Consider the following 21,551-nt stretch of genomic DNA (forward strand, 5'->3'; position numbering starts at 1 on the left):
TTTGCATATCATTCACTCCTTTTTTAGGTAGTATGTCCAACAGGAAAGAGTGTATGAAAAAATTTAGGAGGGAGAAGGATGAACAAAAGAAAATGGTTATATAGAATAGGGGTACTTTTCGTTTCAATCGGTCTCATATTAGCAAATTTTTACTCAGATATACCACCGCTACTTCCTAGTTTGCATAAAGGGATTGGTATGAGTGTTGTCATAGTTGGTCTGCTTTGTCTTATCGCATCAAATTTCTATAGAAAATCTAAATAGACATAAAAAAGGACAGTTACTTCTTTTCAGAAGAACTGTCCTTTTTAAATAACTTGTTCCAAAGCTTGGCGATGCTCCATATAATTACGATAGTAATGGAGGCAGTAATTGACCAAACGATAGATGCAATTTCAAGTGCCATGTTAGGAAGGAATGTAAGAATGGATATTACTTTATGAAACAACCATTCTATTATATGAAAACTTATTTGCAATAGAATGATAATCCCAAGTGTGATCCATGTTAAGATTTGTTTTCCTTTTTCTTTCCACATGACATTCACCTCACGTTAGCCTAATAGTTTTAAGCCAACAGCACCGCATAGAATGCAGCTTAAGAAGGCAAGGCGGCGCCAATCCGCTGACTCGCGGAAAATAAGAATACCGAGAAGTGCACTTCCAGCAGTTCCGATTCCAGTCCAAATTGCGTAAGCAGTTCCCATCGGTAATGTGTTCATCGCAAGTGATAAGAAGAAGAAACTTACGCCGAAGTTAGCGATTAAAATAACTTTTGGTGCCCAGCCTTTCTTTTCAGTGGCTACTTTCATAAAGAGTACACCAACAATTTCACAAATACCAGCTAGAATTAAAAATACCCAAGCCATTTTATGCAGCCTCCTTCGATTCTTTTTCTTCTGTTACTCGTTTTAAGCCGATTACTCCGAAGAAGATTAAACCAATTAATAATACTTTTACAATAGAGAATGGTTCTCCGAAAATGAAAATCTCGGTAAGAACGATTCCACCTGCTCCAATTCCAGTGAAGACTGCGTAAACAGTACCAACAGGTAAATCTTTATAAGCTCTAAATAATAAGACGAAACTAATTGTAATTAATAGAGCAACACCAGCCCACTCAAGTGGTGCCTCCGCTTTTTTTAGTCCAATCACCCAAAAGATTTCAATAATACCAGCTATGATTACATAAATCCATGCCATATGTCATTTCTCCTTCCTACCAGTCGTTAGGTAAAGGGCTTAAAAACGACGCATTGCAAAGGAGCAATCCGTCAGTTTGAAAGTCCGCGCCAAAATACTTTCCAAGAAGCTTCTAAACGTGTCTCAAAACGATTTAAACCTGCGTATAGTAGTTCAACCATAAGGCCGTCAAGTAAGCATAAAAAAGCCTCCAAAGCGTCTTTTACTTCAATGTTATGCAGTTCATCTTGTTCGCTTGCTCTTTTAAACACAGGGAATAAAAGTTTTCCGACATTTTCAATGTGTACATTCGCTTTATCAATAATTTGTTCGCGAAATGCATCCGGCGGAAAATAAGAAGTTCGTAACCAAAACATTGATTCTTCACTTTCACCAAATCGTTTTGCATAGCCTTTTAACAAATTTAAGAGCAATTCTTCAGTAGACGATTTTGAAAAATTTTCGATATCTTCTGTGAAGCTTTGCAAATCTTTTTGAAGAGCGGATTCCAAGCATGTAAAATATAGCTCTTCTTTTCCTTTAAAGTGTGCGTAAATAGATGGTTTTTTAATCCCAACTTCTTGAGCAATATTTGCTAATGAAGTTCCTTCATAGCCGTAGCGTGCGAAATGAGAAAGTGCTACAGCTTTAATGCGGTTTGCTGTCATTTTCATCCCCTACCTACCGTTCGTTAGGTTAATTATATGAGATGAAAAATATAAAGTCAATAGGTGAAGGGATAAAAAAGAGCGCTATAGTTAACGCTCTTTTTTAGACTGTTTCTCGCTCAATTAAATGGAATGAAAGTTCTTCTGCACTGCCGATAATTTGCTCGCTTTGAATTTGTTTATAGAATAAAGAAAAAGCATGTGAGCCCATTGTGAGACCGGGATGTTCAATAGTTGTAATTTCTAATGCTTTTGAAATTTCATGGTTATCAAATCCCAGGATAGCGAGGTCTTCAGGTATGCGAATGCCATGTTTTTTTGCCTCTGTTAATAAACCAGCAGCAACTTGATCGTTCGCTGTAACAATAGCGGTTGGGCGATTTTTCATATTTAAAATGCGATGGAGTACTTGTGCCCCGTCCTGCATCGTATAACATTGATGAAAAACCCAATCAGGGTGCACTGTTTTTCCTTCTTGACGAAGAGTATCGGCGAAAGCTTTTTCACGCTCGATTGAATTAGCACTTATTTTTCTTGCTAAACAAATGCCGATTTTTTCATGACCTTTACTGAGTAAATAGGAAGTACCAAGGCGGAATCCTTCGTAATGATCTACATAGACAGATGAAATGAGGGGATGTTTCATTTTTTCACATGAAATAATAGGGGCAAATTTTGCGAACGGTTCAATTTGTTCCCATGAACTCGTGCGAGAGCAAATAATCATCCCGTCAAATTGCTTCATTTTCATCATTTCAAGAACGCGAATTTCTTCAATACTATCGTAATTCGTTTGGCATAAATTAATATGATATCCAGCTGCTAACGCTTCGTTTCCGATTCCTTCAATGATCGTGCTAAAGTACGGAAGATTAATAAAAGGTAGCATAACGCCAATTGTATATGTTTTACCCTTTATTAAATGGATAGCATTAATATTTTTTGCATAGTTCAATTCTTCAACTGCATCTAAAACACGCTTACGTTTTTCCTCTTTTACGTAAGGATGATTATTAAGGACACGAGAAACAGTTGATATAGATACACCAGCAGTTTTTGCAATTTGTTTTATATTGGCCATATGTATCACCTCTTTCCTTAATTATAAGGGGAAAATAATAAGAATGAAAAAAATCTTGACCTGAAAAGCTTTTCACAATCTATGTTATAAGCATGACTTCTGTTGTTCGCGTAACCTTTTTATTTGGGCGTAAGAATAGTGGGGTCTTTTTTGTATGTCTGCAAAGAATTTTTGTCAGAATGTGTGAGAATAACGTGGAAAGTTTTCGGAGGAGGCGTTTGATAACGAAGCGAATAGTAGAGAGTATAAACGCTTCACTCGTTAAGAGAGCGGTATGAAAGGGCGGAAACAAATTGAAAAAAGGAATCATTTGTTTCGTGTTTTCTAGTGTAATACTTAGCTCATGTTCATTTCAGCAAACGATGCAAGAAGAAAAAACATTTGTAGGAACAACAGGAGGGGCTAAGGACCGTGTTACTGATCCGATTCCGCTAAAGGAACTTCCAAAATATTTTCCGGCGAAGTTTAAAGTTCCAACGTTTTTACCTTATGACATTACGAGTGATGTGCAGGGAGAGGTAAGAACGATGGGAAAGAAGAATGCTGTCTTAACGATTAAATATAAGCAACAAGAGAAAGGAAGGCACGATTATATAGAATTAACAGTGGCCAACTTTTCTTACAGTTTTCCATACCTCGTAGAAGAAAATCGATTTCAAGAACAAATGAAATTGAATAATGGAGCACCTGCTTATTTTAAAAATAAGGATGATTACGAGCGAGGGGACGAATTTGCTACGCTTATATGGAAAGAGAAGGGGATTGAATATCAGCTATTATATCGTAATGTAGATGAGAAAGATGAAGATGTGATTAAACAAAATCTACTGTACATTGCGAACAATATGGAATAAAAAACTAGCTGTATCGTGCAGCTAGTTTTTGTATGTTATTTCTTTTTAATTTTGCCTGACCAAGATTTAAATCCACCTTTTAATTGGTAGAAATCTGTGTAGCCTTGTTTTTTTAAGTATTGAGCTGCACGACCTGTACGGAATCCGCTTTGGCAATATAAATAAACCGGTTGATCTTGGCGAAGTTCTTTGTGGCGAAGGCGAATTTGTGATAATGGAATGTTACGCGCACCTAAAATATGTCCCGCGTTAAATTCATCTGCTTCGCGAATATCGATAAGCTGTGCTTTACGGTAGCCAGCGCGAAATTCTTCTTCTGAAAGTGTTTTAATTAATTTTTTCTGATAGAAATACATCCATACAGTGTAGCCGATGAATGCTGCAATTGCGGCTAGTATAATAATCAAGTTTGTTGACACGATTCTATCGCTCCCTTTTTTCTTATCCTACTTTCAATATTATAATGCCCATATGTATTTATGCAACAGATTCATTTGTATATAAGAAGAAATTTCGTATTCTTTCACAAATTTTGTCGAATTTGGTAGACTAGAGAATGTGAAAAATAATTGGTTATATGAGGTGCAGGATGGGAAAAGAAAAATGGTGTTATATTAACTCTGGTCAATGTTCACCAGCATTTAATATGGCGTTAGATGAATGTTTATTAAATTGGCAAAGTGAAAAGAAAATGCCACCAACAATTCGTTTTTACGAATGGGAAGTACCAACATTAACAGTCGGGTATTTCCAGCGTGTTGAAAAAGATATAAATATGGATGTAGTTAACGAAAAAAAATATGGATTCGTTCGTCGTCAAACAGGCGGCAGGGGTGTACTGCATGACAAAGAATTAACGTACAGTGTTATTGTGTCTGAAGATCATCCGGATATGCCAAAAACAGTTACAGAAGCATACCGCGTTATTTCGCAAGGCTTATTAGACGGTTTTAAGGCATTAGGATTAGAAGCGTATTATGCGGTTCCGAAAACAGAAGCGGATCGTGAGAATTTAAAAAATCCGCGTTCAGGAGTATGTTTTGATGCACCATCTTGGTATGAAATTGTAGTTGAAGGAAGAAAAATTGCAGGTAGTGCTCAAACACGTCAAAAAGGTGTTATCTTACAGCACGGTTCTATTCCGTTAGAAATAGATTTAGATGAGTTATACGATCTATTTTTATTCCCGAATGAACGTGTAAAAGAGCGTATGAAAAACATGTTTTCTTCTAAAGCGGTAGCGATTAATGAATTAACAGATCGTACATTTACGATTGAACAGTTAATTCAAGCGTTTGAAACTGGATTTGAAAAAGGTTTAGATATAGAGCTTGTGCCGTATGAACTAACAGAAGAACAGCTTCATGAAGTTCAAACTTTAGCAAAAGAGAAGTATGAAAGTAATGAATGGAATTATAAAAAATAAGGAGATGGCGACCGCCATCTCCTTGTTTTTATAGTAAATTAAGTACTTTTTCTACTTTGATTCCTTTATCTTGTAAAGAACGAAGGCGATTTACAACGTCCATAATTTCTTTGTCGAATGTAACGCTAATACCTTGGCTTTGTAGCTCTGTTTTTAATCCTTCAATAGAATCATCTATGTCGATGCCAAGCTCGTAATCTTGACAAACTTCAATTGTCTTTTTCACAAGTTTAACATAATTTTCTTGTAGTTTTGTATTTGTTTCAGTCAAAGCAGGTTGCTTCGGTTTTACAGGAGTAACCGGTGCTGTCTCTTGCTTTGTAACTGGAGTAGGTACTGCTTTTTTCACAGGTGCTGGAGTAGATAGTTCTACAGCTGCTTCAACACTTACTGACTTCGGCGTTGGTACCGGTGTAGGCTTAGGTGCTACAACAGGTGTTTCACGCATAACAGGTTTAGGAGCGGGTGTAACTGCTTTAGGAGCCTCTACAACTACTTCTTTGTTCGGAGTAGCTTCTACAACTGTTTCTTCTTGCTCAGCAGCTTCTTTATTTTCTTTGCTCCACATAACGCGTTCAATTTCTAGAGAAACATTGTTCTTATTCATCGCTGTTAATGTAACTTTACCAACTTCCGCGTTCCCAGTGAAATCAACAATTTTATAAATAACACTCTTGTTCCAATCCACGTTTCCGCTCAAAAATAATTCTTCGTTACATTTTGGCGTTAAGCCCTCGATTTTAATTTCTACGTTTACACCGTTTTCACTATATACCATAATTAGCGAAGCATTTACATCTTCGTCTGCTAACATTAGTTCACGTACCATTTTGCCGGTGCGTACTTGCGTTTTCTTCTTAACTGACATCAAATTTCTCCTCTCAAAAACTCAGTAATAATAAAAAAATCGTATAACGAAAAATAATTGCTCACGAAGATTTATGATACCGATAATAAAAGCATCACGTCAACAATTAACTTTAATTATTTTGCATTTTTCTTATTTTCTTTATGAAATTTTTCAATTTGTAAAATTATACAGAAGAAAAACAGCCGTTTGAAAGGCTGTTAAAAATTTGTTTTTTTGTATAGTAGTTTATATAAAATATAAAATAGAATAGCGATTAAAGCGTTTTGCCAAAAGGTAAGATGATAAATGAGATAAGGTAGTTTTTTAAAATAAATATTTATAAAGATGGCTGAACAAAATGGAGTAGCAAATGCGAATCCAAATAGAATCTTTTTTTTCCAATTCATCGTTTGATCAAAAGAATAGCGTTTTAATAAATATAAAATGAAAAGTATACCTAGTACGATAAGTGAAATAGACAAAGTAGTCCCAGGAATACTTAAAGGTGGACTTAATCTTTCTGTATTCTTTTCAAAAAGAAAAATGAAAAGAGAAGCAACGGTATCTATTCCAAACTGTATAGCGAGAAGTAAGCTAATAACAAAGCCGATCAAAGAAATTTTTTCTAACTTAGTTGGAGCTGGTAAAGCCGATATAAGTTCATCGCAATAAGATTGTAAATCATCACCAAAGATGTCGTAAGCATTTTTATTCTCTGCTTGTGCTTCGATGAGATGATCTAATATTTCTAATAATAGTTCCTCTACTTGATGTTCAGGTACGTTAGATAATCGAAGATATACTAGCATATCGCCATAAGCAGCTTCGTTTTCAGGTATTAGAAGTTTGCGTTTTCTGTTGTTTAGTTCTATCATGTCTTTCGCGTTCATCCCTATCACTCCCCTTGTAATAAGTTGTTTACCGTCGTTGAAACCATTCCCCAACTTTTTTTAAATTCTTCAAGCTGTTCTAATCCCTTATCAGTTACGTGATAATATTTTCGCTTCGGTCCAAGAGAGGAAGCCTTTAATGTACCTTCAATAAGTTTCTCTTTTTGCATGCGTAATAATAAAGGATAGATGCTTCCTTCACTTACGAATGTAAAGCCGTGTTTATTTAATTTTGTACTCAGTTCATATCCGTACACTTCTTCTTGTGAAATGATATATAGAATGCAACCTTCTAGTACACCTTTTAACATTTGGCTGTGCATGATTTCACCACCTTTTATCCAGGTAACTTGCCTTGCAAGGTAGCTGTTATCCAAATTATAACATCGAGTAACTTGCTTTACAAGTTACTGAAGTGGAAAACTTTAATCTGTGTTAATTTTTCTGTGCTTCCCATACTAACGAGAGGAGGGAAGCACATGAAACCATTTATGCCAAAACTCGTTTACTTTGAACCGAGGGCACTCGAATATCCGCTTGGAAAAGAGCTTTATGAGAAGTTTACGAAGATGGGATTGGAAATTCGTGAAACGACATCACACAATCAAATTAGAAATTTGCCAGGCGAAAATGAATTGCAAAAGTATCGTAATGCAAAAGCAACACTTGTCGTTGGGGTGAGGAAGACGTTAAAGTTTGATACATCAAAACCGTCAGCTGAATATGCAATTCCGCTTGCAACAGGGTGTATGGGACATTGTCATTATTGTTATTTGCAAACGACGCTTGGGAATAAACCTTACGTTCGCGTGTATGTGAATCTAGATGAAATATTTGAGAAGGCAAAGCAATATATGGATGAAAGGGCCCCTGAAATAACAAGATTTGAAGCGGCGTGTACATCAGACATCGTTGGAATTGATCATTTAACACATGCATTAAAGCGGGCGATAGAGTTTATCGGAGAAAGTGAACATGGACGTTTACGTTTCGTTACGAAATATTCGCATGTTGATCATTTATTAGACGCAAAGCATAATGGGAAAACGCGTTTTCGATTTAGCATTAATTCACGTTATGTGATTAAAAATTTTGAACCGGGGACGTCGCTATTTGAAGAGCGAATTGAGGCTGCTCGTAAAGTAGCGGGGGCTAATTATCCGCTTGGCTTTATAGTTGCGCCAATTTATATGCATGAAGGGTGGGAAGAAGGATACCGAGAATTATTTGAGCGATTGTACAATGCGTTGAAAGATATGGTGATACCAAATTTAACGTTCGAATTAATTCAGCATCGCTTTACGAAACCGGCAAAAAAGGTCATTCAAGAGCGTTATCCAAATACAAAGCTTGAAATGGATGAAGAGAAGCGTAAATATAAATGGGGACGATACGGGATTGGGAAATATGTATATCAAAAGGATGATGCAGAAGTATTGGAAGAAACAATAAGAGGTTATATATATGAGTATTTTCCTGATGCAGAAATTCAATATTTTACATAAGGGGAATCTGTATTCTTTTTTTGTTTTATATATTTAGGCTCGTTTCCACCTTGTCACGTTATTCTTTCTGGTGTATCATTTTATTGATTGCTTCGTACGGAATAAGCAAAATGAAATTGGATGGAGGAAACCGATGCCTACCCCTAGTATGGAAGATTATATTGAACAAATTTATTTGTTGATTGATGAAAAGGGTTATGCCCGTGTATCTGATATTGCTGAAGCGCTTAGTGTACATCCATCCTCTGTAACAAAAATGGTACAAAAATTAGACAAAGACGAATATCTAATTTATGAAAAATATAGAGGGCTTGTATTAACATCAAAAGGTAAAAAAATCGGAGAACGTCTCGTATATCGTCATGAATTGTTAGAACAGTTTATGCGCATTATCGGTGTGGATGAAAGCAAAATTTATAATGATGTAGAAGGAATTGAACATCATTTAAGTTGGGAATCAATTGACCGTATCGGTGATTTAGTAAAATACTTTGAACAAGATGAAGTTCGAGTAGAAACACTTCGTGGTGTTCAAAAAGCAAATGAAGAGAAAAGTAATTAAGGGGAACGTGTGGCGTTTCCTTTTTTATTTCAATCGAAAAGGACGGGAGAATAATGAAAGCCATTATTTTTGATTTTGATGGATTAATTGTGGACACAGAAACAATATGGTTTTACTCTTTCCGAGATGCTGTTCGTGAATACGGCGGCGAGTTACCTTTAGAGGAATTTGCAAAATGTATTGGAACGACAGATGAAGTGCTTTATGCATATTTAAAAGAGCAATTAAAAGAAAAATTTAACGAGCATGCATTAAAGGAAAAAGTAACAACTTTACATAAAGAGAAAATGAAAATACCAAAAGCGCGTGACGGGGTAAAAGAATATTTAGAAGAAGCGAAAGAACTTGGATTGAAAATCGCATTAGCCTCTAGTTCATCTAGGGAGTGGGTCGTTCGTTTTTTAGAAGAGCTACAAATTAGAGATTATTTTGAAGTGATTAAAACGCGAGAAGATGTAGAGAAGGTAAAACCAGATCCAGCTCTTTATAAAGTTACGATAGAAGAATTAGGAATTGAACTGTCAGAAGCTGTTGTATTTGAAGATTCATTAAATGGATTGAAAGCAGCGGTTGCAGCAGGATTAAAATGTATCGTCGTGCCTAATGATGTGACAAGAAATTTGCAATTTGAAAACCATCACCTTCGTATCGAAAGTATGAAAGAAAAAAGTTTGAAAGAAGTGCTTCAACATATAAAGTGAAACTTTAATCAGTAGGGAGGCTCATCTTCCACTGATTATTAGCCCCGTACCAACCGGGATAAAAAAAGACCGTATTTCCTAAAAGGAAGCACGGTCTTTCTTTTTGTTTTTTTTACCTTCAATGACAGTTAAATGAGATTGTTTTCTTTTTCTTTTCAACGATGGAGAATTACCCTTTTTCCCCTTGTCATCAGAAGCATTTCGTTTCAAGAAAGAATTACTTAGGGGTGCTACATTTTGTTTCCCGTGTTTGCGGTTCGAGTGTTTCGCTGCACGCTTATATGAGCTTTGCGAATTTGCAGAACCACTAGAGTTTGTAAACATTTTGTAGAGTAAGTAAAAGATACCGACGACAGCTAACATGATACCAATGTTTTTCAATACTAGCATTGGATTTGTAATAACAGATGAAACAAGGCCGAATATTGCTAATCCGATAATAAGCACAAATATAGCGAATGTAAACGAACGACCGTTCATAAGGGACACCTCCTAAAAACATATATTAAAATTAGTATATTAACGATGAGGAAAGGAGTTGAACACCATTTTTAAATAATTATTGTTTGTTTTCTAAACGTAATAATTCTTCAAACGATGCGATTGCAACTTCCGCTTGATCATCTGTTGGTTCTTTTGTTGTTAATAGTTGCAGCCATAATCCTGGATATCCAAGTACTCGTAAAATAGGGACATCTCGTAATCGATTGGTAAATTGTAATACTTCAAAAGAAATACCGAGAACAACTGGAATTAATAAAATTCGGTTTACTACCCTTGCCCAAAGCGGATCTGTAGGGACGAGGAAATAGACAAACATTCCAATAATGACCGTAAATATAATAAAGCTACTGCCACAGCGATAATGGAGGCGAGTTTGCTTTTGAACATTTTCTACAGTCAGTGGAAGATTATTCTCATAAGCATTGATTACTTTATGTTCCGCACCGTGGTACTGAAATACCCGCTTAATAAGTGGGGTTAAAGAAATGAAGTATATATAGCTCAATAATAGCATGAGCTTAATGACACTTTCGACAATGATTTGCCCTGTATGAGATGGGAAAATCGGTCTCGTTAATTCAGCTAAAAGTGCAGGAACTGCTGTGAAAATTACTTTACCGAATATGAACGATAAAACGCCAACTGCTGCAACTCCTAATACCATCGTTAATTTTGATTGTTCTTCTTTTTTATTTGCAAATTGTTCATCATCTTCTGGGTGGACATCAAATCGTTCTGAAGCAAAGTTTAAATGTTTCGCTCCATTCGCACTTGCATCCACAATAGCGGCAATACCTCGTAAAAATGGAATCTTCTTTAGTAGAGACAATGCTTTATTACGAACGCGTGGTAAACGATAAAATTCAATCGATTTATCTTTACGACGAACCGCTGTAACAGTATATTCTCTACCGCCAAACATAACTCCTTCTATGACTGCCTGCCCGCCATATATTTGTTTTGACTCTTCTGCCATGTTAACACCAACCTGTATTTGTTTCTCTCTTATGTAGAAAAAGAGGCAATTGTCATACTTGGTTCTGTCATCTTGAAATAAGACAATCACCGAGTTTCCTTTATTTTATCGGCAAATACAGGCAGATGACAAGTGAAAATGTTACGAGAGTCGGACATTTCTTATTCTTTTTATAGACAAATTTTGCAGGATTTAAACATGCTTCAAAATAGTTTCGGGCATACTATTGAGCGGAGGTGTCAATGTGAATCAAGAACAATCAACAATAAGAAACTTTGTACAAATTGGTTTATTTGGTGGCTTATTTTGGGGAGGTATATGGTATTTCCTTCATATATTCTCATTTACAGAAGCTGGCCCTAACTATTTACTTTTACCGTTTGCATTTGGAGATTGGAAAGAAGGGGTTTGGGGAAATGTACTAGGTATCGTTTGTATGGGACTTCTTTCAATTTTAGTGGCATTTCTTTATAAAGCTCTTTTTAAAAAGTTTGAAGGAGTATTACCTGGCGTACTATACGGTTTGTTTTGGTGGGCATTATTATTTTTGGGGATGGGGCTAATGGCACCTGTTATTAAAAGTGCACTCCATTTACCGAAAGAAACAATTGTAACGACAATATGTATCTTTATATTATATGGTGTTTTTATTTCGTATTCTGTAGCATTCGAATCGAATAATACGAATAGAGGAGAAGGGCTCGAGAAGACAAACTATTCAAACAAGTGATTCCTATGTTAAAATGTCGTATAGACATTCTTTAATATTAAGGAGTTTTAAGAAAATGAAAAAGTTACTCCTCGTAAACGGTCCGAACCTAAATCGCCTTGGCGTTAGGGAAGTAAATGTATACGGAAAAGGAACGTTAGCGACGCTTGAAGCAGATATGAAACAAGAAGCAGAAAAAATGGGAGTGGAATTAGAATGTTTCCAATCGAATCATGAAGGTGCTCTTATTGACATTATTCATGAGGCTGAAGATATATATGAAGGGATCATTTTAAATCCTGGAGCATTTACGCATTATAGCTACGCGATTCGGGATGCTATCGCAAGTGTGTCGATTCCAGTTATTGAAGTACATATTTCTAACATTCATCAGCGTGAGTCGTTTCGTCATGAATCTGTGACAGCGGCTGTTTGTGCGGGACAAATTGTTGGATTTGGTTTTTATGGCTATAAGCTAGCGCTATTTGCATTAATGGAGAAATTGAGGGAGGCATAAAGTAATGGAAAAGATCGAGAGATTAAGAAGTGCGTTTGATGAGGCTGGTATTGACGGTATCGTATTAACGAATGAACATAGCCGTAGATATATGGCGAATTTCACAGGAACAGCTGGTGTTGTACTGATTTCAAAAGAGCGTGCTCTATTTATTACAGATTTCCGTTATGTAGAGCAAGCTAGTAAGCAAGCGGTTGGATACGAAATAGTGCAGCATGCAGGATTAATTCTTGATGAAGTTGCGAAACAAGTTAAAGAACTTGGAATTCAAAAGCTAGGATTTGAGCAAGATACTCTTACATATAGCTCTTACGTAACGCATAATGAAGCGATCGAAGCTGAATTCATCCCAACTTCTGGGCTTGTAGAAAAGTTACGCTTGATAAAGACTGATTCAGAGATTAAGATATTAAAGGAAGCTGCACAGATTGCAGATGCTGCCTTTGAGCATATTCTATCATTCATTCGCCCGGGAGTATCTGAAATTGAAGTGTCAAATGAACTTGAATTTTTCATGAGAAAACAAGGAGCAACATCTTCTTCGTTTGATATTATCGTTGCTTCAGGTCTTCGTTCGGCATTACCGCACGGCGTGGCATCTGAAAAAGTGATAGAAAAAGGAGATTTCGTCACATTAGACTTCGGTGCTTATTACAAAGGATATTGCTCTGATATTACTCGTACGATTGCAGTCGGTGAACCATCTGATAAATTAAAAGAAATTTATAATATCGTTTTAGAAGCACAACTACGTGGTGTGAACGGTATTAAAGCTGGTTTAACGGGTCGTGAGGCTGATGCATTAACGCGTGATTACATAACGGAAAAAGGATATGGTGAATACTTCGGACACTCTACTGGTCATGGAATCGGTCTTGAAATCCATGAAGCACCAGGTTTAGCGTTCCGTTCTGATACAGTACTTGAACCAGGTATGGCTGTAACAGTAGAACCAGGTATTTATATTCCAGGTGTTGGCGGGGTACGTATCGAAGATGATATCATTGTAACAAGTGAAGGTAATGAAGTAATAACGAAATCACCAAAAGAACTTATTATTTTGTAATACACAGGAGGATTTTTTTACATGATTTCAGTAAACGATTTTCGTACAGGTTTAACAATTTCAGTGGACAATGCCCTTTGGCAAGTAATGGATTTCCAACACGTAAAGCCAGGTAAAGGTGCTGCATTCGTTCGCTCTAAACTACGTAACCTTCGCACAGGATCTGTTCAAGAGAAAACATTCCGTGCAGGTGAAAAAGTAGAAAAAGCACACATCGAAAACCGTCGTATGCAATACTTATACGCGAGCGGTGAGTCTCACGTATTTATGGATAACGAAACTTATGAGCAAATCGAACTTGGCGAAAACCAAATCGAGCGCGAATTAAAATTCTTAAAAGAAAACATGGGAGTATCTATTATGACATACCAAGATGAAGTACTTGGTGTTGAACTTCCGAACACAGTTGAATTAACAGTGGCAGAAACAGAGCCTGGTATTAAAGGTGACACAGCTTCTAACGTAACAAAACCAGCTAAATTAGAAACTGGTCTTGTTGTACAAGTACCAATCTTCATTAACGAAGGCGAAATGCTTATCATCAACACTGGTGAAGGTAAATACGTTTCTCGTGCATAGTAGAAAAGCACTCGTGATTATCACGAGTGCTTTTTTTATCCCGTTATTTGCGGGCTAATAATCAGTGGGGGATGAACAACTCCCCCACTGATTATAGTTTCACTTTATAGGAAATAGGGAAGATAATAAATTGTGGTTATAACAAAACTAACTGTGACGAGTGAAAGGGTACCCATAATATATGGAGTCAAAACAATTTGAAATGGTCGTATTTCACCAGTTTCAACACCGGTAAAAGTTTTATTCGTTGCATGATCCATATTGTTATTTTTAAAGTTACTCATAATAATTAACCACTTGACACTCCCACCCCTAAAGGGGCAAGCTGACTAACGTCAGTGGGATTCTTGCTACCAAAGGCGAAGTCCATTTCTGGTATCGCTGACGTGCAAGATTGCGGTGTGCCATCACCACTCCCACAACAGACCATATAGGTTCGTGGGCTACGGTACTGTGACCATACCGTACAGATTGTTGGTTCTCAAATGTTTTTACGTCTTTTGCATGACGACTTAATACATTTTACGGAGTAGAAGAATTTGCTACCCCAACCTCATATGTATTCTGTTTTCAGAGAACAGTCGTTTTAGAGTCTTTTGCATGACTATAAATAAAGTATACCATGTTTTGCTATGCAAAAACGATGCTTTCATCCCACGTCTAAAGACGGACTAAAGTCCTGCGTGGGCTTTCCCGCATCATAAATTCTGTAATTGCAAATATTGCTAGACTGCCAAGGAAAAAGCTCTCCATAAATGACCAGCCGACCATTTTGGAAAAAAGATAAATAATAGCTAACTCTACTACAATTGTTAAACTAATTTTCAATCCCTTCATATTTTTCCCCCTCATTTCGTACTTCCAACCAATTTGAAAATTTTTCGTATGATACAACATGCAGTACGCAAGGTGATTTTACTTCTTTCTCCAAAGCAGCGTGTACGTCTGGAAATTGTTTTTCCGCATGTAATGAAATGTAAGGTAGTTTCTCTTGTGCTTTTAAAGAGCGAATGTTAATCGTTTTAGCACCGGCAAATACGTATGTAAGTTGCAAGTCTAAAAAAGAGATTTTTAAAATCTCTTTTTTAGCAGCTTCGTTATATCCTCTTCCCCAATATTGATAGCCGAGCCAACTTCCAATATGTGAGTGCTTTTGTTCGTAATTAATATGTTTAAGTGTCGTGAGGCCAATTATTTCATTTTCCTCACTTACAATCACTCTTGATAAGGAGTGTTTTTTTCGTTCCTCTCCAATTGTAAAAAGAATGAATGCCTTTGTATCTTCCACTGATTCTACTTTTATCCCTAATGCATTTTTTACATGTGGATTACTTGATAGCTCAAAAATCACATTTGCATATCGTAAATCGAGTGGTAATAAAGTAATTTCCTTCATCATCTATGCTCCTTTTCTATTAAATATACCATAAATTAATGAGAATATTCAGATTTCAATAAAGTCGATAGAGAAAAATTATGTTTTTACTTCTGAAATAGACAACCTCTGCATATGGTTGTACAAATATATTCTTTTTCAGAATAAGGAAGTAGTAACTGTTATGGGAGAAGGTGGGAGAATGAAACAGTGGCTAGCGGCAATGGAAACATCCGTGCTTGTTATGGGGTTACTTCGGTTGTTTTCAGGTAGCGCGGAAATATTCGCCGCTTTGCTTATGCTTTACGTGAATGATGCGAAGAAAGCATTGTTTATAAATGGTATGTTGGCGTTTGTTGGACCGACCGTATTAATTTTAACAATGACAATTGGCATAGCGAGTGTAGCAAGTGAGATTTCTTTCTTGAAACTCTTTTTTCTAGCGCTTGGAATTGGCTGCATTTTTATCGCGTTGTTGAAATAGTAAGTCGATTATAGTGGGGAGAAGCTTATGAAAGAAGTATTAGAAGTTTTACCGAAAACGATGAGACAGTTAGTTGAAGGCTGCAAACAATACGATGTTCTAGAGGAAATTCGTGTTCGAATTGGAAGGCCACTAGAGTGTATCGCACATGGAGAAGTGTTTTTCTATGACTATATCGCTACAGCGGAAGATGCAATCCATTTATTGAATAAATTAAGTCAATTCTCAATCTATACGATGGAAGAGGAATTGAAACGTGGATATGTGACACTACGAGGAGGACATAGAATTGGCATAGCTGGAAAAGTCATTACAGAAAAAAGTGCAGTGAAAATGATTCGGGATGTCTCTTCTTTTAATATTCGGATTGCCCGTCAAAAAATAGGGATTGCTGAGCCGCTTCTGCCATATCTTTATGAATCACGATGGTTAAACACGATGGTAATAGGCCCACCGCAAACGGGGAAAACAACACTTTTAAGAGATGTAGCACGCTGTATGAGTCAAGGTGTAAGTGCTTCGAAAATCCCTTCATGTAAAGTGGGAATTGTTGATGAACGATCAGAAATTGCGGGCTGTGTGAAAGGAATCCCGCAATATGACTTTGGCACGCGAGTAGATGTATTAGACGCTTGTCCAAAAGCTGAAGGAATGATGATGATGATCCGTTCTATGAGCCCAGACATATTAATCGTAGATGAAATTGGACGTAAAGAAGATAGTGAAGCAATTATGGAGGCGGTGCATGCCGGCGTTCAGCTTTTTATAAGTGCACACGGATTTTCTTATGATGATGTTGTGAAACGTCCATCGTTACAGGCGGTGCTGGAAATTGGTGTATTTGATCGGTTTGTGGAATTGTCAAAAGCGAGAGGGCCAGGAACGGTTATGCAAGTGAAAGATAAATATGGAAAATCAGTATTACCTCATAGAAAGGCTCAAGGCGTATGGTGAAAATATTTGGTGCGGTATTAATAGTTGCTGTTAGCACCTTTTTCGGATTTTCATACGCTAAAAGGTACAGTGAGAGACCGCGGCAACTTAGGTTATTGAAGGCAGCATTGCAATCATTAGAAGCTGAAATTATGTATGGACACACGCCGTTATCTGAGGCTGCAGAGCGTTTAGTCAAACAAATGCCGAAGCCATTAAATTGGATATTTCAAAGCTTTTCGAAACGGCTAGAGGGCGGGGAGCAAACAGTTAGAGAAGCTTGGATTGATAGTTTGAAGGAGAACTGGACGTTAACGGCGTTTAAACAAACCGAGTATGAAATACTGCAACAATTTGGTGAAACACTTGGACAACATGATCGTGAATCACAGCAAAAACATATTCGCTTATGTATTACACATTTGGAGAGAGAAGAAGGAGAAGCGAAAGCATTACAAATACAATATGAAAAAATGATAAAGAGTTTAGGGGTACTAGCAGGGCTACTTATCGTAATTTTACTGCTATAGGGGGGAGAAAGGCGATGTCCATTGATGTTGGATTAATATTTCAAATCGCCGGAATCGGCATTGTTTTAGCTTTCATTCATACTGTACTAAAAGAATTAAAGCGAGAGGATATTGCGAATTGGGTTATCCTTGTCGGTTTTGTCGTTATTTTGTTTCATGTAGCATTTTTAATTAATACTCTATTCGACAAGATTAAAAGTGTCTTTCTCTTCCAGTAAAGGAGGCGGTTCGAATCGAAATTATACAAATTGTCGGATTAGGCCTCGTTGCTACATTTTTAGCAGCTGTTTTAAATCAGCATAAATCTAGTATTACATCGTTATTTATTGTGTTCATTGGTAGCATGATGTTTCTTCTCTTAATCGATCAAATTCATTCTATTTTACAAATGATTGAGAGAGTGGCGAGTGAAGCGAAGGTTAGCAACGTATATGTAGAAACGTTATTGAAAATTATAGGGATTGCTTATATTGCTGAGTTTGGTGCACAAATTACAAAGGATGCTGGTCAAGGTGCAATCGCTTCGAAAATTGAATTAGCTGGAAAAATCTTAATTCTCGTCATGGCAATTCCTATTTTGACGGTTGTAATTGAAACAATTCTTGGTTTTTTACCTACGGGATAAGGGGGAGTGAATGTTGAGGAAGTTTGGAGCTAAGCTATTATTTGCTTGCTTCCTTTTCTTTTCTTTACCGATTGTTGTACAAGCTTCTCCTATAGAAACAAACGTCGTTGATCAACAATTGGATAAGCTCGGAATTGAAGATGTGAAGCAATTTTGGGACGGGCTTGTTACAAAGTATGGAGGCTATTTACCAGAGAGTCAAAAAGGAAGCTTTATGGAGTTTGTAAAGGGAGAAAAAGAGTTCTCCATAAAAGAGTGGATGATAGGTTTACTAAAATATTTATTTCACGAGCTTGTTGCAAATGGAAAGTTACTTGGAACGCTCATTATGCTAACGATTTTCAGTGCATTGTTGCAATCGTTGCAATCTGCTTTTTCAAAGAGTAGCGTGAGTAAAATCGCTGATGCAGTCGTATACATGGTACTTATTATTTTCGCTTTAAATAGTTTTTATGTCGTCATGACATATGCAAGAGAGACGATACAAACAATGGTAGATTTCATACTAGCGTTATTACCAATTTTACTTGCACTCATAGCAACAGGCGGCGGTGTTGTTTCTGTAGCATTTTTTCATCCAATCATCATTTTCTTAATGAATACGAGTGGGCTTCTTATGAACTATATCGTTCTACCACTTTTATTACTTGCAACTATATTAAGTATTGTAAGCACGATGAGTGATCAATATAAAGTTACGAAATTGTCCAAGCTTTTGCAAAACGTTAGTGTTGGGATTATTGGTATCTTTTTGACGGTTTTTTTAGGCGTATTATCTGTACAGGGAACAGCGTCAGCCGTTGCTGATGGTATAGCTGTAAAAACGGCTAAATTTGTAACAGGAAACTTCATTCCTGTAGTAGGAAGGATGTTTACTGAGGCGGCGGATACTGTTATTAGTGCATCTGGATTATTAAAAAACACAGTCGGAATTATCGGGCTCGTTATTTTATGCTTAATTGTCGCTTTCCCAGCGATTCAAATTTTTTGTATCGCGTTTATTTATAAATTCGCAGCAGCAGTATTGCAACCAGTAGGCGGAGGAGCAATTATTCAATGTTTAGATATCATTGGACGAAGTATCATTTACGTATTTGCTTGCTTAGCTATCGTATCATTTATGTTCTTTTTAAGTATCACAATTATTATTGCTGCCGGGAACATTACTCTCATGATGCGGTAGGAGGTGAAGAGTGTGCAATTTGTTACAGAGTGGATTAGAAATATTATCGTTTTTTTACTCTTAGCGACAATGCTTCATCTTATTCTTCCAAGTTCAAATTTGCAAAAATACGTTAAATTCGTTGTAAGTCTATTGTTAGTCGTATTAATTTTAACGCCTCTATTTAAGTTGTTACAAACAGATGTAAATGAAGTTATCGCAAATTTCAATGAAGAAAAGTACGTAGCAGAAGGATCTGTAAAAAATTCGATAGATTCGAAGAAAAAAGAAATACAAGCTCTAACACGTGCATATAGTTTAGAAGAGATGGCTGCCAAAATGACGAAAGAAGTAGGAAAAGAGTTTGAGAAAAAGTATGGTATGACAGTCTCTGAAATACAAATAGTCGCAGTGGAACATGCAGAAGAAGTAAAGTCAGCGAAAGATATTCAATCTGTGGTTGTGACGTTGACAGAAAAAGAACGTAGTAAAAATGATGCAATTGAAACAGTAAAGCCAATTGAAATTAATATGAAAGAACCTCCAAAAAAAATAGAAGAAACGAATGTAGAAATGAAAGATTTCTTTTCAAGCAGGTGGCAACTAGAGGATAAACAAATCCAAGTTCAGATGGAAGGGAGGACAGGTAGCGTAAATGGACAATAAAGATAAAAATTCGAGGTTCTCATTTTTTCGAAACCTATTGAATGGGGATGAAAAAGAAAGTAATGAGAAGGGAAAAAAGGTAACACCTAAGTTTTTGCTTGTCCTACTCATACTTGGGATTGCGCTTATGTTTTCTAGTAAATTCTTATCACCTAAAAAAGAAGAAGTGCCTGTGTTTAAAGAAAAGACAAGTCAAAGCCAAGAAAAAGATGTACCAACTTTCGGACAAAAAAACAATGATAATATGTCAAATTTAGAAAAATACGAAAAAGCGTATGAGCAAGAATTGAAAGCTGCTTTAGAAGAGATAGCCGGAGTAAAAGATGTAACTATTAAAGTGAATTTAGATTCATCTGAAGAAAAAATACTCGAGAAAAATACAGTAAAACGTTCACAAACGACAGGTGAAACTGATAAAACAGGCGGGAAAAGGGAAGTAGAAGACGAGTCTCTTGATGAAAAGACAGTCATTATACGTGAAGGTGATAAAGAAACTCCAATTGTTTTGCGAACAGAGAAACCAAAAGTACGAGGTGTCCTTGTCGTAGCAAAGGGAGTGGATAATATACAAATAAAAGCGATGGTAAAAGAAGCTGTGACGCGATTATTAGATGTACCACCTCATCGCGTTTCAGTATCACCGAAAAATTGATAGGGAGGAAATAAAGTGTTAAAAAAACAAACGGTTTGGTTATTAACGATGTTAAGTTTAGTGGTTGTGCTATCTGTTTATTATGTAACAACTCCTGATAAAATGAATACAGCAACACCGGCAACGAGTGAAAAGATGGGACAAGAAAAGCAAGGTGCTGATAAAGCAGTTACAAAAGAAACAACGAAAGAAACTACAAATAAAGAGACAACAAAAGAAAATACAAGCAAGGAAACTACAAATAAAGAAACAGACAAAAAAGAGAATGACAAAAAAGAAACAAGTAAAAAAGATGCTAACGTAACAGTTCAATCAAGCGATGAGAATTTCACAGCGTTACGTATGCAAATGGAAGATCAGCGTAGTGCAGAGAAAGTAAGATTACAAGAAGTAATAAATTCAACAAAATCTTCAGTAACTGAAAAGAGTAAAGCGAAAGATAACTTTGATGCAATCACTACAATGGAAGCGAAGCAAGAATTACTTGAGACAGTGATTAAATCTCAAGGTGGATATAAGGATGCTCTTGTAAGAGCTGATGGAACGGACATTAAAGTAACAGTCAAGTCGGCAAAGCATTCACAAAAAGAAGCGAATAAAATTATTCAGCTCGTAAGAAGTGAAGGTGGTTCAAAAGATGTAGGTGTGAAATTTGATCCATCAGTAAAATAAAGTGGCATATTCATTATAATAGGTGTTTTTGCTTCAAATTAGATAAAAGAATAATAGAAAAAAGCTATCGTTTTCGATAGCCTTTTTCTATTTCATCTTTTTTGCAGTTGTTTTTAGTATTTTCAATTGGAAACGGGGAAATACGCTGTGAGTAAAAGATTAATGGTTCATGATGATGGTGATTACTTTCTCCAGATTTGACGTGGATGAAGAGGACCAATGCCCAAATCACTACGGCAGGAAAGAACAGGATGAGCCATATCATACGTCCACACCTCACTACAATAAATTTTCTACACTTTGAACATACTATTCTTTTATGAAGGAAGAATGAACGGCGCGTAAACAAAAAAATAATATTTGGTAAAAATATGTTTTTTACC

At 36.4% G+C, this 21,551-nt stretch carries 33 protein-coding genes and 1 pseudogene; 19 read left to right on the plus strand and 15 right to left on the minus strand.

The genetic code is table 11. The annotated features are described in order from the left end of the window. Window positions 1–78 precede the first annotated feature (78 nt). Complete coding sequence (locus ACE38F_RS07860; RefSeq protein WP_098632766.1) at window positions 79–264, plus strand: hypothetical protein; 186 nt, start codon at window positions 79–81, stop codon at window positions 262–264. Between the two features lie 16 nt (window positions 265–280). Here the strand turns inward: ACE38F_RS07860 and ACE38F_RS07865 are convergent, their stop codons facing one another. From ACE38F_RS07865 to ACE38F_RS07885, 5 genes are all read right to left on the minus strand, one after another. Further along, the gene (locus ACE38F_RS07865; RefSeq protein ID WP_375369525.1) at window positions 281–538 is read right to left on the minus strand and encodes a DUF3975 family protein; all 258 of its coding nucleotides are present in this window, start codon (window positions 536–538) and stop codon (window positions 281–283) included. Window positions 539–553: 15 nt separating this feature from the next. Continuing rightward, window positions 554–868 carry a DMT family transporter gene (locus ACE38F_RS07870; protein ID WP_002015033.1) on the minus strand — a complete coding sequence of 105 codons (315 nt, stop codon included), beginning with the start codon at window positions 866–868 and terminating at the stop codon, window positions 554–556. A gap of 1 nt (window position 869) precedes the next feature. Continuing rightward, window positions 870–1,202 carry a DMT family transporter gene (locus ACE38F_RS07875; protein WP_002111782.1) on the minus strand — a complete coding sequence of 111 codons (333 nt, stop codon included), beginning with the start codon at window positions 1,200–1,202 and terminating at the stop codon, window positions 870–872. Between the two features lie 71 nt (window positions 1,203–1,273). After that, window positions 1,274–1,855 (minus strand): TetR/AcrR family transcriptional regulator, encoded by a 582-nt coding sequence (locus tag ACE38F_RS07880; protein WP_375369524.1) that lies wholly within the window; start codon window positions 1,853–1,855, stop codon window positions 1,274–1,276. 97 nt (window positions 1,856–1,952) lie between these two features. Beyond that, window positions 1,953–2,930, minus strand: coding sequence for a LacI family DNA-binding transcriptional regulator (locus ACE38F_RS07885; protein ID WP_375369522.1), 978 nt, complete (start codon window positions 2,928–2,930; stop codon window positions 1,953–1,955). A gap of 317 nt (window positions 2,931–3,247) precedes the next feature. Here ACE38F_RS07885 and ACE38F_RS07890 point away from each other — a divergent pair, with 317 nt between their 5' ends. After that, on the plus strand, window positions 3,248–3,784 hold the full coding sequence (locus ACE38F_RS07890) for a hypothetical protein (protein WP_016100627.1): 537 nt from the start codon (window positions 3,248–3,250) through the stop codon (window positions 3,782–3,784). 35 nt (window positions 3,785–3,819) lie between these two features. On the opposite strand, the gene ACE38F_RS07895 is transcribed toward ACE38F_RS07890, so the two are convergent. Further along, window positions 3,820–4,203 carry a rhodanese-like domain-containing protein gene (locus tag ACE38F_RS07895; protein ID WP_002034000.1) on the minus strand — a complete coding sequence of 128 codons (384 nt, stop codon included), beginning with the start codon at window positions 4,201–4,203 and terminating at the stop codon, window positions 3,820–3,822. A 170-nt stretch (window positions 4,204–4,373) separates the two neighbouring features. Here ACE38F_RS07895 and ACE38F_RS07900 point away from each other — a divergent pair, with 170 nt between their 5' ends. Beyond that, window positions 4,374–5,210, plus strand: coding sequence for a lipoate--protein ligase family protein (locus ACE38F_RS07900; RefSeq protein ID WP_002145776.1), 837 nt, complete (start codon window positions 4,374–4,376; stop codon window positions 5,208–5,210). A 28-nt stretch (window positions 5,211–5,238) separates the two neighbouring features. Here ACE38F_RS07900 and ACE38F_RS07905 read toward each other — a convergent pair whose 3' ends face one another. The 3 genes from ACE38F_RS07905 to ACE38F_RS07915 all read right to left on the minus strand — a co-directional run bounded on the left by ACE38F_RS07905 (window position 5,239) and on the right by ACE38F_RS07915 (window position 7,273). Continuing rightward, window positions 5,239–6,078 carry a hypothetical protein gene (locus ACE38F_RS07905; RefSeq protein ID WP_375369521.1) on the minus strand — a complete coding sequence of 280 codons (840 nt, stop codon included), beginning with the start codon at window positions 6,076–6,078 and terminating at the stop codon, window positions 5,239–5,241. Between the two features lie 200 nt (window positions 6,079–6,278). Beyond that, entirely contained in the window at window positions 6,279–6,950 is a 672-nt protein-coding gene (locus ACE38F_RS07910; protein WP_375369520.1) for a DUF1048 domain-containing protein, read from the minus strand. Between the two features lie 5 nt (window positions 6,951–6,955). Continuing rightward, window positions 6,956–7,273, minus strand: a complete 318-nt coding sequence (locus ACE38F_RS07915) for a PadR family transcriptional regulator (RefSeq protein ID WP_000556081.1) — start codon at window positions 7,271–7,273, stop codon at window positions 6,956–6,958. 156 nt (window positions 7,274–7,429) lie between these two features. On the opposite strand from ACE38F_RS07915, the gene splB reads away from it, so the two are divergent. From splB to ACE38F_RS07930, 3 genes are all read left to right on the plus strand, one after another. After that, window positions 7,430–8,455 carry a spore photoproduct lyase gene (splB, locus tag ACE38F_RS07920; protein ID WP_016106133.1) on the plus strand — a complete coding sequence of 342 codons (1,026 nt, stop codon included), beginning with the start codon at window positions 7,430–7,432 and terminating at the stop codon, window positions 8,453–8,455. 133 nt (window positions 8,456–8,588) lie between these two features. Beyond that, window positions 8,589–9,017, plus strand: a complete 429-nt coding sequence (gene mntR, locus ACE38F_RS07925; protein ID WP_375369518.1) for a transcriptional regulator MntR — start codon at window positions 8,589–8,591, stop codon at window positions 9,015–9,017. A 53-nt stretch (window positions 9,018–9,070) separates the two neighbouring features. Beyond that, window positions 9,071–9,718 (plus strand): HAD family hydrolase, encoded by a 648-nt coding sequence (locus tag ACE38F_RS07930; protein WP_215554174.1) that lies wholly within the window; start codon window positions 9,071–9,073, stop codon window positions 9,716–9,718. Between the two features lie 78 nt (window positions 9,719–9,796). Here ACE38F_RS07930 and ACE38F_RS07935 read toward each other — a convergent pair whose 3' ends face one another. Together ACE38F_RS07935 and ACE38F_RS07940 are read right to left on the minus strand one after the other, a co-directional pair. Then, entirely contained in the window at window positions 9,797–10,198 is a 402-nt protein-coding gene (locus tag ACE38F_RS07935; RefSeq protein ID WP_215554173.1) for an SA1362 family protein, read from the minus strand. A 79-nt stretch (window positions 10,199–10,277) separates the two neighbouring features. Beyond that, the gene (locus tag ACE38F_RS07940; RefSeq protein ID WP_215554172.1) at window positions 10,278–11,198 is read right to left on the minus strand and encodes a DUF1385 domain-containing protein; all 921 of its coding nucleotides are present in this window, start codon (window positions 11,196–11,198) and stop codon (window positions 10,278–10,280) included. A gap of 244 nt (window positions 11,199–11,442) precedes the next feature. Between ACE38F_RS07940 and ACE38F_RS07945 the strand changes: the two genes are divergently transcribed. From ACE38F_RS07945 to efp, 4 genes are read left to right on the plus strand one after another with little or no spacing between them, the layout of a single operon-like run. Continuing rightward, window positions 11,443–11,928 (plus strand): YqhR family membrane protein, encoded by a 486-nt coding sequence (locus ACE38F_RS07945; protein WP_002160520.1) that lies wholly within the window; start codon window positions 11,443–11,445, stop codon window positions 11,926–11,928. 55 nt (window positions 11,929–11,983) lie between these two features. After that, the gene (gene aroQ, locus ACE38F_RS07950) at window positions 11,984–12,424 is read left to right on the plus strand and encodes a type II 3-dehydroquinate dehydratase (RefSeq protein ID WP_215554171.1); all 441 of its coding nucleotides are present in this window, start codon (window positions 11,984–11,986) and stop codon (window positions 12,422–12,424) included. A 4-nt stretch (window positions 12,425–12,428) separates the two neighbouring features. After that, a complete protein-coding gene (gene pepQ / locus ACE38F_RS07955; RefSeq protein WP_002015050.1) occupies window positions 12,429–13,490 on the plus strand; it encodes a Xaa-Pro dipeptidase in 1,062 nt (353 codons plus the stop codon). 21 nt (window positions 13,491–13,511) lie between these two features. Continuing rightward, window positions 13,512–14,069 (plus strand): elongation factor P, encoded by a 558-nt coding sequence (efp, locus tag ACE38F_RS07960; protein WP_201031770.1) that lies wholly within the window; start codon window positions 13,512–13,514, stop codon window positions 14,067–14,069. A gap of 104 nt (window positions 14,070–14,173) precedes the next feature. Here the strand turns inward: efp and ACE38F_RS07965 are convergent. The 3 genes and pseudogenes from ACE38F_RS07965 to ACE38F_RS07975 all read right to left on the minus strand — a co-directional run. Beyond that, window positions 14,174–14,374 (minus strand): annotated as a pseudogene (locus ACE38F_RS07965) (hypothetical protein); the annotation flags it as partial. Window positions 14,375–14,729: 355 nt separating this feature from the next. Further along, complete coding sequence (locus tag ACE38F_RS07970) at window positions 14,730–14,906, minus strand: hypothetical protein (RefSeq protein WP_375369635.1); 177 nt, start codon at window positions 14,904–14,906, stop codon at window positions 14,730–14,732. Next, entirely contained in the window at window positions 14,887–15,468 is a 582-nt protein-coding gene (locus ACE38F_RS07975; protein ID WP_375369517.1) for a GNAT family N-acetyltransferase, read from the minus strand. Before ACE38F_RS07975 ends, ACE38F_RS07970 begins: the two co-directional genes overlap by 20 nt. A gap of 178 nt (window positions 15,469–15,646) precedes the next feature. Here ACE38F_RS07975 and ACE38F_RS07980 point away from each other — a divergent pair, with 178 nt between their 5' ends. From ACE38F_RS07980 to ACE38F_RS08020, 9 genes are read left to right on the plus strand one after another with little or no spacing between them, the layout of a single operon-like run. After that, a complete protein-coding gene (locus tag ACE38F_RS07980) occupies window positions 15,647–15,928 on the plus strand; it encodes a YqhV family protein (RefSeq protein ID WP_000816054.1) in 282 nt (93 codons plus the stop codon). A gap of 27 nt (window positions 15,929–15,955) precedes the next feature. After that, on the plus strand, window positions 15,956–16,882 hold the full coding sequence (spoIIIAA, locus tag ACE38F_RS07985) for a stage III sporulation protein AA (RefSeq protein ID WP_375369515.1): 927 nt from the start codon (window positions 15,956–15,958) through the stop codon (window positions 16,880–16,882). Continuing rightward, entirely contained in the window at window positions 16,876–17,391 is a 516-nt protein-coding gene (gene spoIIIAB / locus ACE38F_RS07990; RefSeq protein ID WP_215554167.1) for a stage III sporulation protein SpoIIIAB, read from the plus strand. Before spoIIIAA ends, spoIIIAB begins: the two co-directional genes overlap by 7 nt. 14 nt (window positions 17,392–17,405) lie before the next feature. Beyond that, window positions 17,406–17,609: a stage III sporulation protein AC gene (gene spoIIIAC / locus ACE38F_RS07995; RefSeq protein WP_000020914.1), complete on the plus strand. Its 204-nt coding sequence runs from the start codon at window positions 17,406–17,408 to the stop codon at window positions 17,607–17,609. A gap of 23 nt (window positions 17,610–17,632) precedes the next feature. Then, window positions 17,633–18,016, plus strand: coding sequence for a stage III sporulation protein AD (gene spoIIIAD / locus ACE38F_RS08000; RefSeq protein WP_078172833.1), 384 nt, complete (start codon window positions 17,633–17,635; stop codon window positions 18,014–18,016). A gap of 10 nt (window positions 18,017–18,026) precedes the next feature. After that, a complete protein-coding gene (gene spoIIIAE, locus ACE38F_RS08005) occupies window positions 18,027–19,199 on the plus strand; it encodes a stage III sporulation protein AE (RefSeq protein WP_002111760.1) in 1,173 nt (390 codons plus the stop codon). Between the two features lie 12 nt (window positions 19,200–19,211). Next, complete coding sequence (gene spoIIIAF, locus ACE38F_RS08010; protein WP_215554166.1) at window positions 19,212–19,844, plus strand: stage III sporulation protein AF; 633 nt, start codon at window positions 19,212–19,214, stop codon at window positions 19,842–19,844. Further along, the gene (gene spoIIIAG, locus ACE38F_RS08015; RefSeq protein WP_215554165.1) at window positions 19,834–20,496 is read left to right on the plus strand and encodes a stage III sporulation protein AG; all 663 of its coding nucleotides are present in this window, start codon (window positions 19,834–19,836) and stop codon (window positions 20,494–20,496) included. Before spoIIIAF ends, spoIIIAG begins: the two co-directional genes overlap by 11 nt. A gap of 15 nt (window positions 20,497–20,511) precedes the next feature. Further along, a complete protein-coding gene (locus tag ACE38F_RS08020) occupies window positions 20,512–21,168 on the plus strand; it encodes a SpoIIIAH-like family protein (RefSeq protein WP_375369514.1) in 657 nt (218 codons plus the stop codon). A 64-nt stretch (window positions 21,169–21,232) separates the two neighbouring features. On the opposite strand, the gene ACE38F_RS08025 is transcribed toward ACE38F_RS08020, so the two are convergent. After that, window positions 21,233–21,433, minus strand: coding sequence for a DNA recombination protein RecO (locus ACE38F_RS08025; RefSeq protein WP_375369513.1), 201 nt, complete (start codon window positions 21,431–21,433; stop codon window positions 21,233–21,235). Window positions 21,434–21,551: the final 118 nt, after the last annotated feature.

This window comes from Bacillus altaicus (assembly GCF_042136375.2).
Classification (GTDB): domain Bacteria; phylum Bacillota; class Bacilli; order Bacillales; family Bacillaceae_G; genus Bacillus_A; species Bacillus_A cereus_U.

Coding starts and splice junctions, on each gene's coding strand:
- aroQ (WP_215554171.1), top strand. CDS start 11,984: ATGAAAAAGTTACTCCTCGTAAACGGTCCGAACCTAAATCGCCTTGGC.
- spoIIIAG (WP_215554165.1), top strand. CDS start 19,834: ATGGACAATAAAGATAAAAATTCGAGGTTCTCATTTTTTCGAAACCTA.
- ACE38F_RS07970 (WP_375369635.1), bottom strand. CDS start 14,906: ATGAAGGGATTGAAAATTAGTTTAACAATTGTAGTAGAGTTAGCTATT.
- spoIIIAB (WP_215554167.1), top strand. CDS start 16,876: ATGGTGAAAATATTTGGTGCGGTATTAATAGTTGCTGTTAGCACCTTT.
- ACE38F_RS07870 (WP_002015033.1), bottom strand. CDS start 868: ATGGCTTGGGTATTTTTAATTCTAGCTGGTATTTGTGAAATTGTTGGT.
- ACE38F_RS08025 (WP_375369513.1), bottom strand. CDS start 21,433: ATGATATGGCTCATCCTGTTCTTTCCTGCCGTAGTGATTTGGGCATTG.
- ACE38F_RS07885 (WP_375369522.1), bottom strand. CDS start 2,930: ATGGCCAATATAAAACAAATTGCAAAAACTGCTGGTGTATCTATATCA.
- ACE38F_RS07905 (WP_375369521.1), bottom strand. CDS start 6,078: ATGTCAGTTAAGAAGAAAACGCAAGTACGCACCGGCAAAATGGTACGT.
- splB (WP_016106133.1), top strand. CDS start 7,430: ATGAAACCATTTATGCCAAAACTCGTTTACTTTGAACCGAGGGCACTC.
- ACE38F_RS07910 (WP_375369520.1), bottom strand. CDS start 6,950: ATGAACGCGAAAGACATGATAGAACTAAACAACAGAAAACGCAAACTT.
- spoIIIAC (WP_000020914.1), top strand. CDS start 17,406: ATGTCCATTGATGTTGGATTAATATTTCAAATCGCCGGAATCGGCATT.
- ACE38F_RS07880 (WP_375369524.1), bottom strand. CDS start 1,855: ATGAAAATGACAGCAAACCGCATTAAAGCTGTAGCACTTTCTCATTTC.
- spoIIIAA (WP_375369515.1), top strand. CDS start 15,956: ATGAAAGAAGTATTAGAAGTTTTACCGAAAACGATGAGACAGTTAGTT.
- ACE38F_RS07975 (WP_375369517.1), bottom strand. CDS start 15,468: ATGATGAAGGAAATTACTTTATTACCACTCGATTTACGATATGCAAAT.
- ACE38F_RS07935 (WP_215554173.1), bottom strand. CDS start 10,198: ATGAACGGTCGTTCGTTTACATTCGCTATATTTGTGCTTATTATCGGA.
- ACE38F_RS07980 (WP_000816054.1), top strand. CDS start 15,647: ATGAAACAGTGGCTAGCGGCAATGGAAACATCCGTGCTTGTTATGGGG.
- ACE38F_RS07900 (WP_002145776.1), top strand. CDS start 4,374: ATGGGAAAAGAAAAATGGTGTTATATTAACTCTGGTCAATGTTCACCA.
- spoIIIAE (WP_002111760.1), top strand. CDS start 18,027: ATGTTGAGGAAGTTTGGAGCTAAGCTATTATTTGCTTGCTTCCTTTTC.
- ACE38F_RS07865 (WP_375369525.1), bottom strand. CDS start 538: ATGTGGAAAGAAAAAGGAAAACAAATCTTAACATGGATCACACTTGGG.
- ACE38F_RS07860 (WP_098632766.1), top strand. CDS start 79: ATGAACAAAAGAAAATGGTTATATAGAATAGGGGTACTTTTCGTTTCA.
- efp (WP_201031770.1), top strand. CDS start 13,512: ATGATTTCAGTAAACGATTTTCGTACAGGTTTAACAATTTCAGTGGAC.
- ACE38F_RS07875 (WP_002111782.1), bottom strand. CDS start 1,202: ATGGCATGGATTTATGTAATCATAGCTGGTATTATTGAAATCTTTTGG.
- pepQ (WP_002015050.1), top strand. CDS start 12,429: ATGGAAAAGATCGAGAGATTAAGAAGTGCGTTTGATGAGGCTGGTATT.
- mntR (WP_375369518.1), top strand. CDS start 8,589: ATGCCTACCCCTAGTATGGAAGATTATATTGAACAAATTTATTTGTTG.
- ACE38F_RS07940 (WP_215554172.1), bottom strand. CDS start 11,198: ATGGCAGAAGAGTCAAAACAAATATATGGCGGGCAGGCAGTCATAGAA.
- ACE38F_RS07930 (WP_215554174.1), top strand. CDS start 9,071: ATGAAAGCCATTATTTTTGATTTTGATGGATTAATTGTGGACACAGAA.
- ACE38F_RS07915 (WP_000556081.1), bottom strand. CDS start 7,273: ATGCACAGCCAAATGTTAAAAGGTGTACTAGAAGGTTGCATTCTATAT.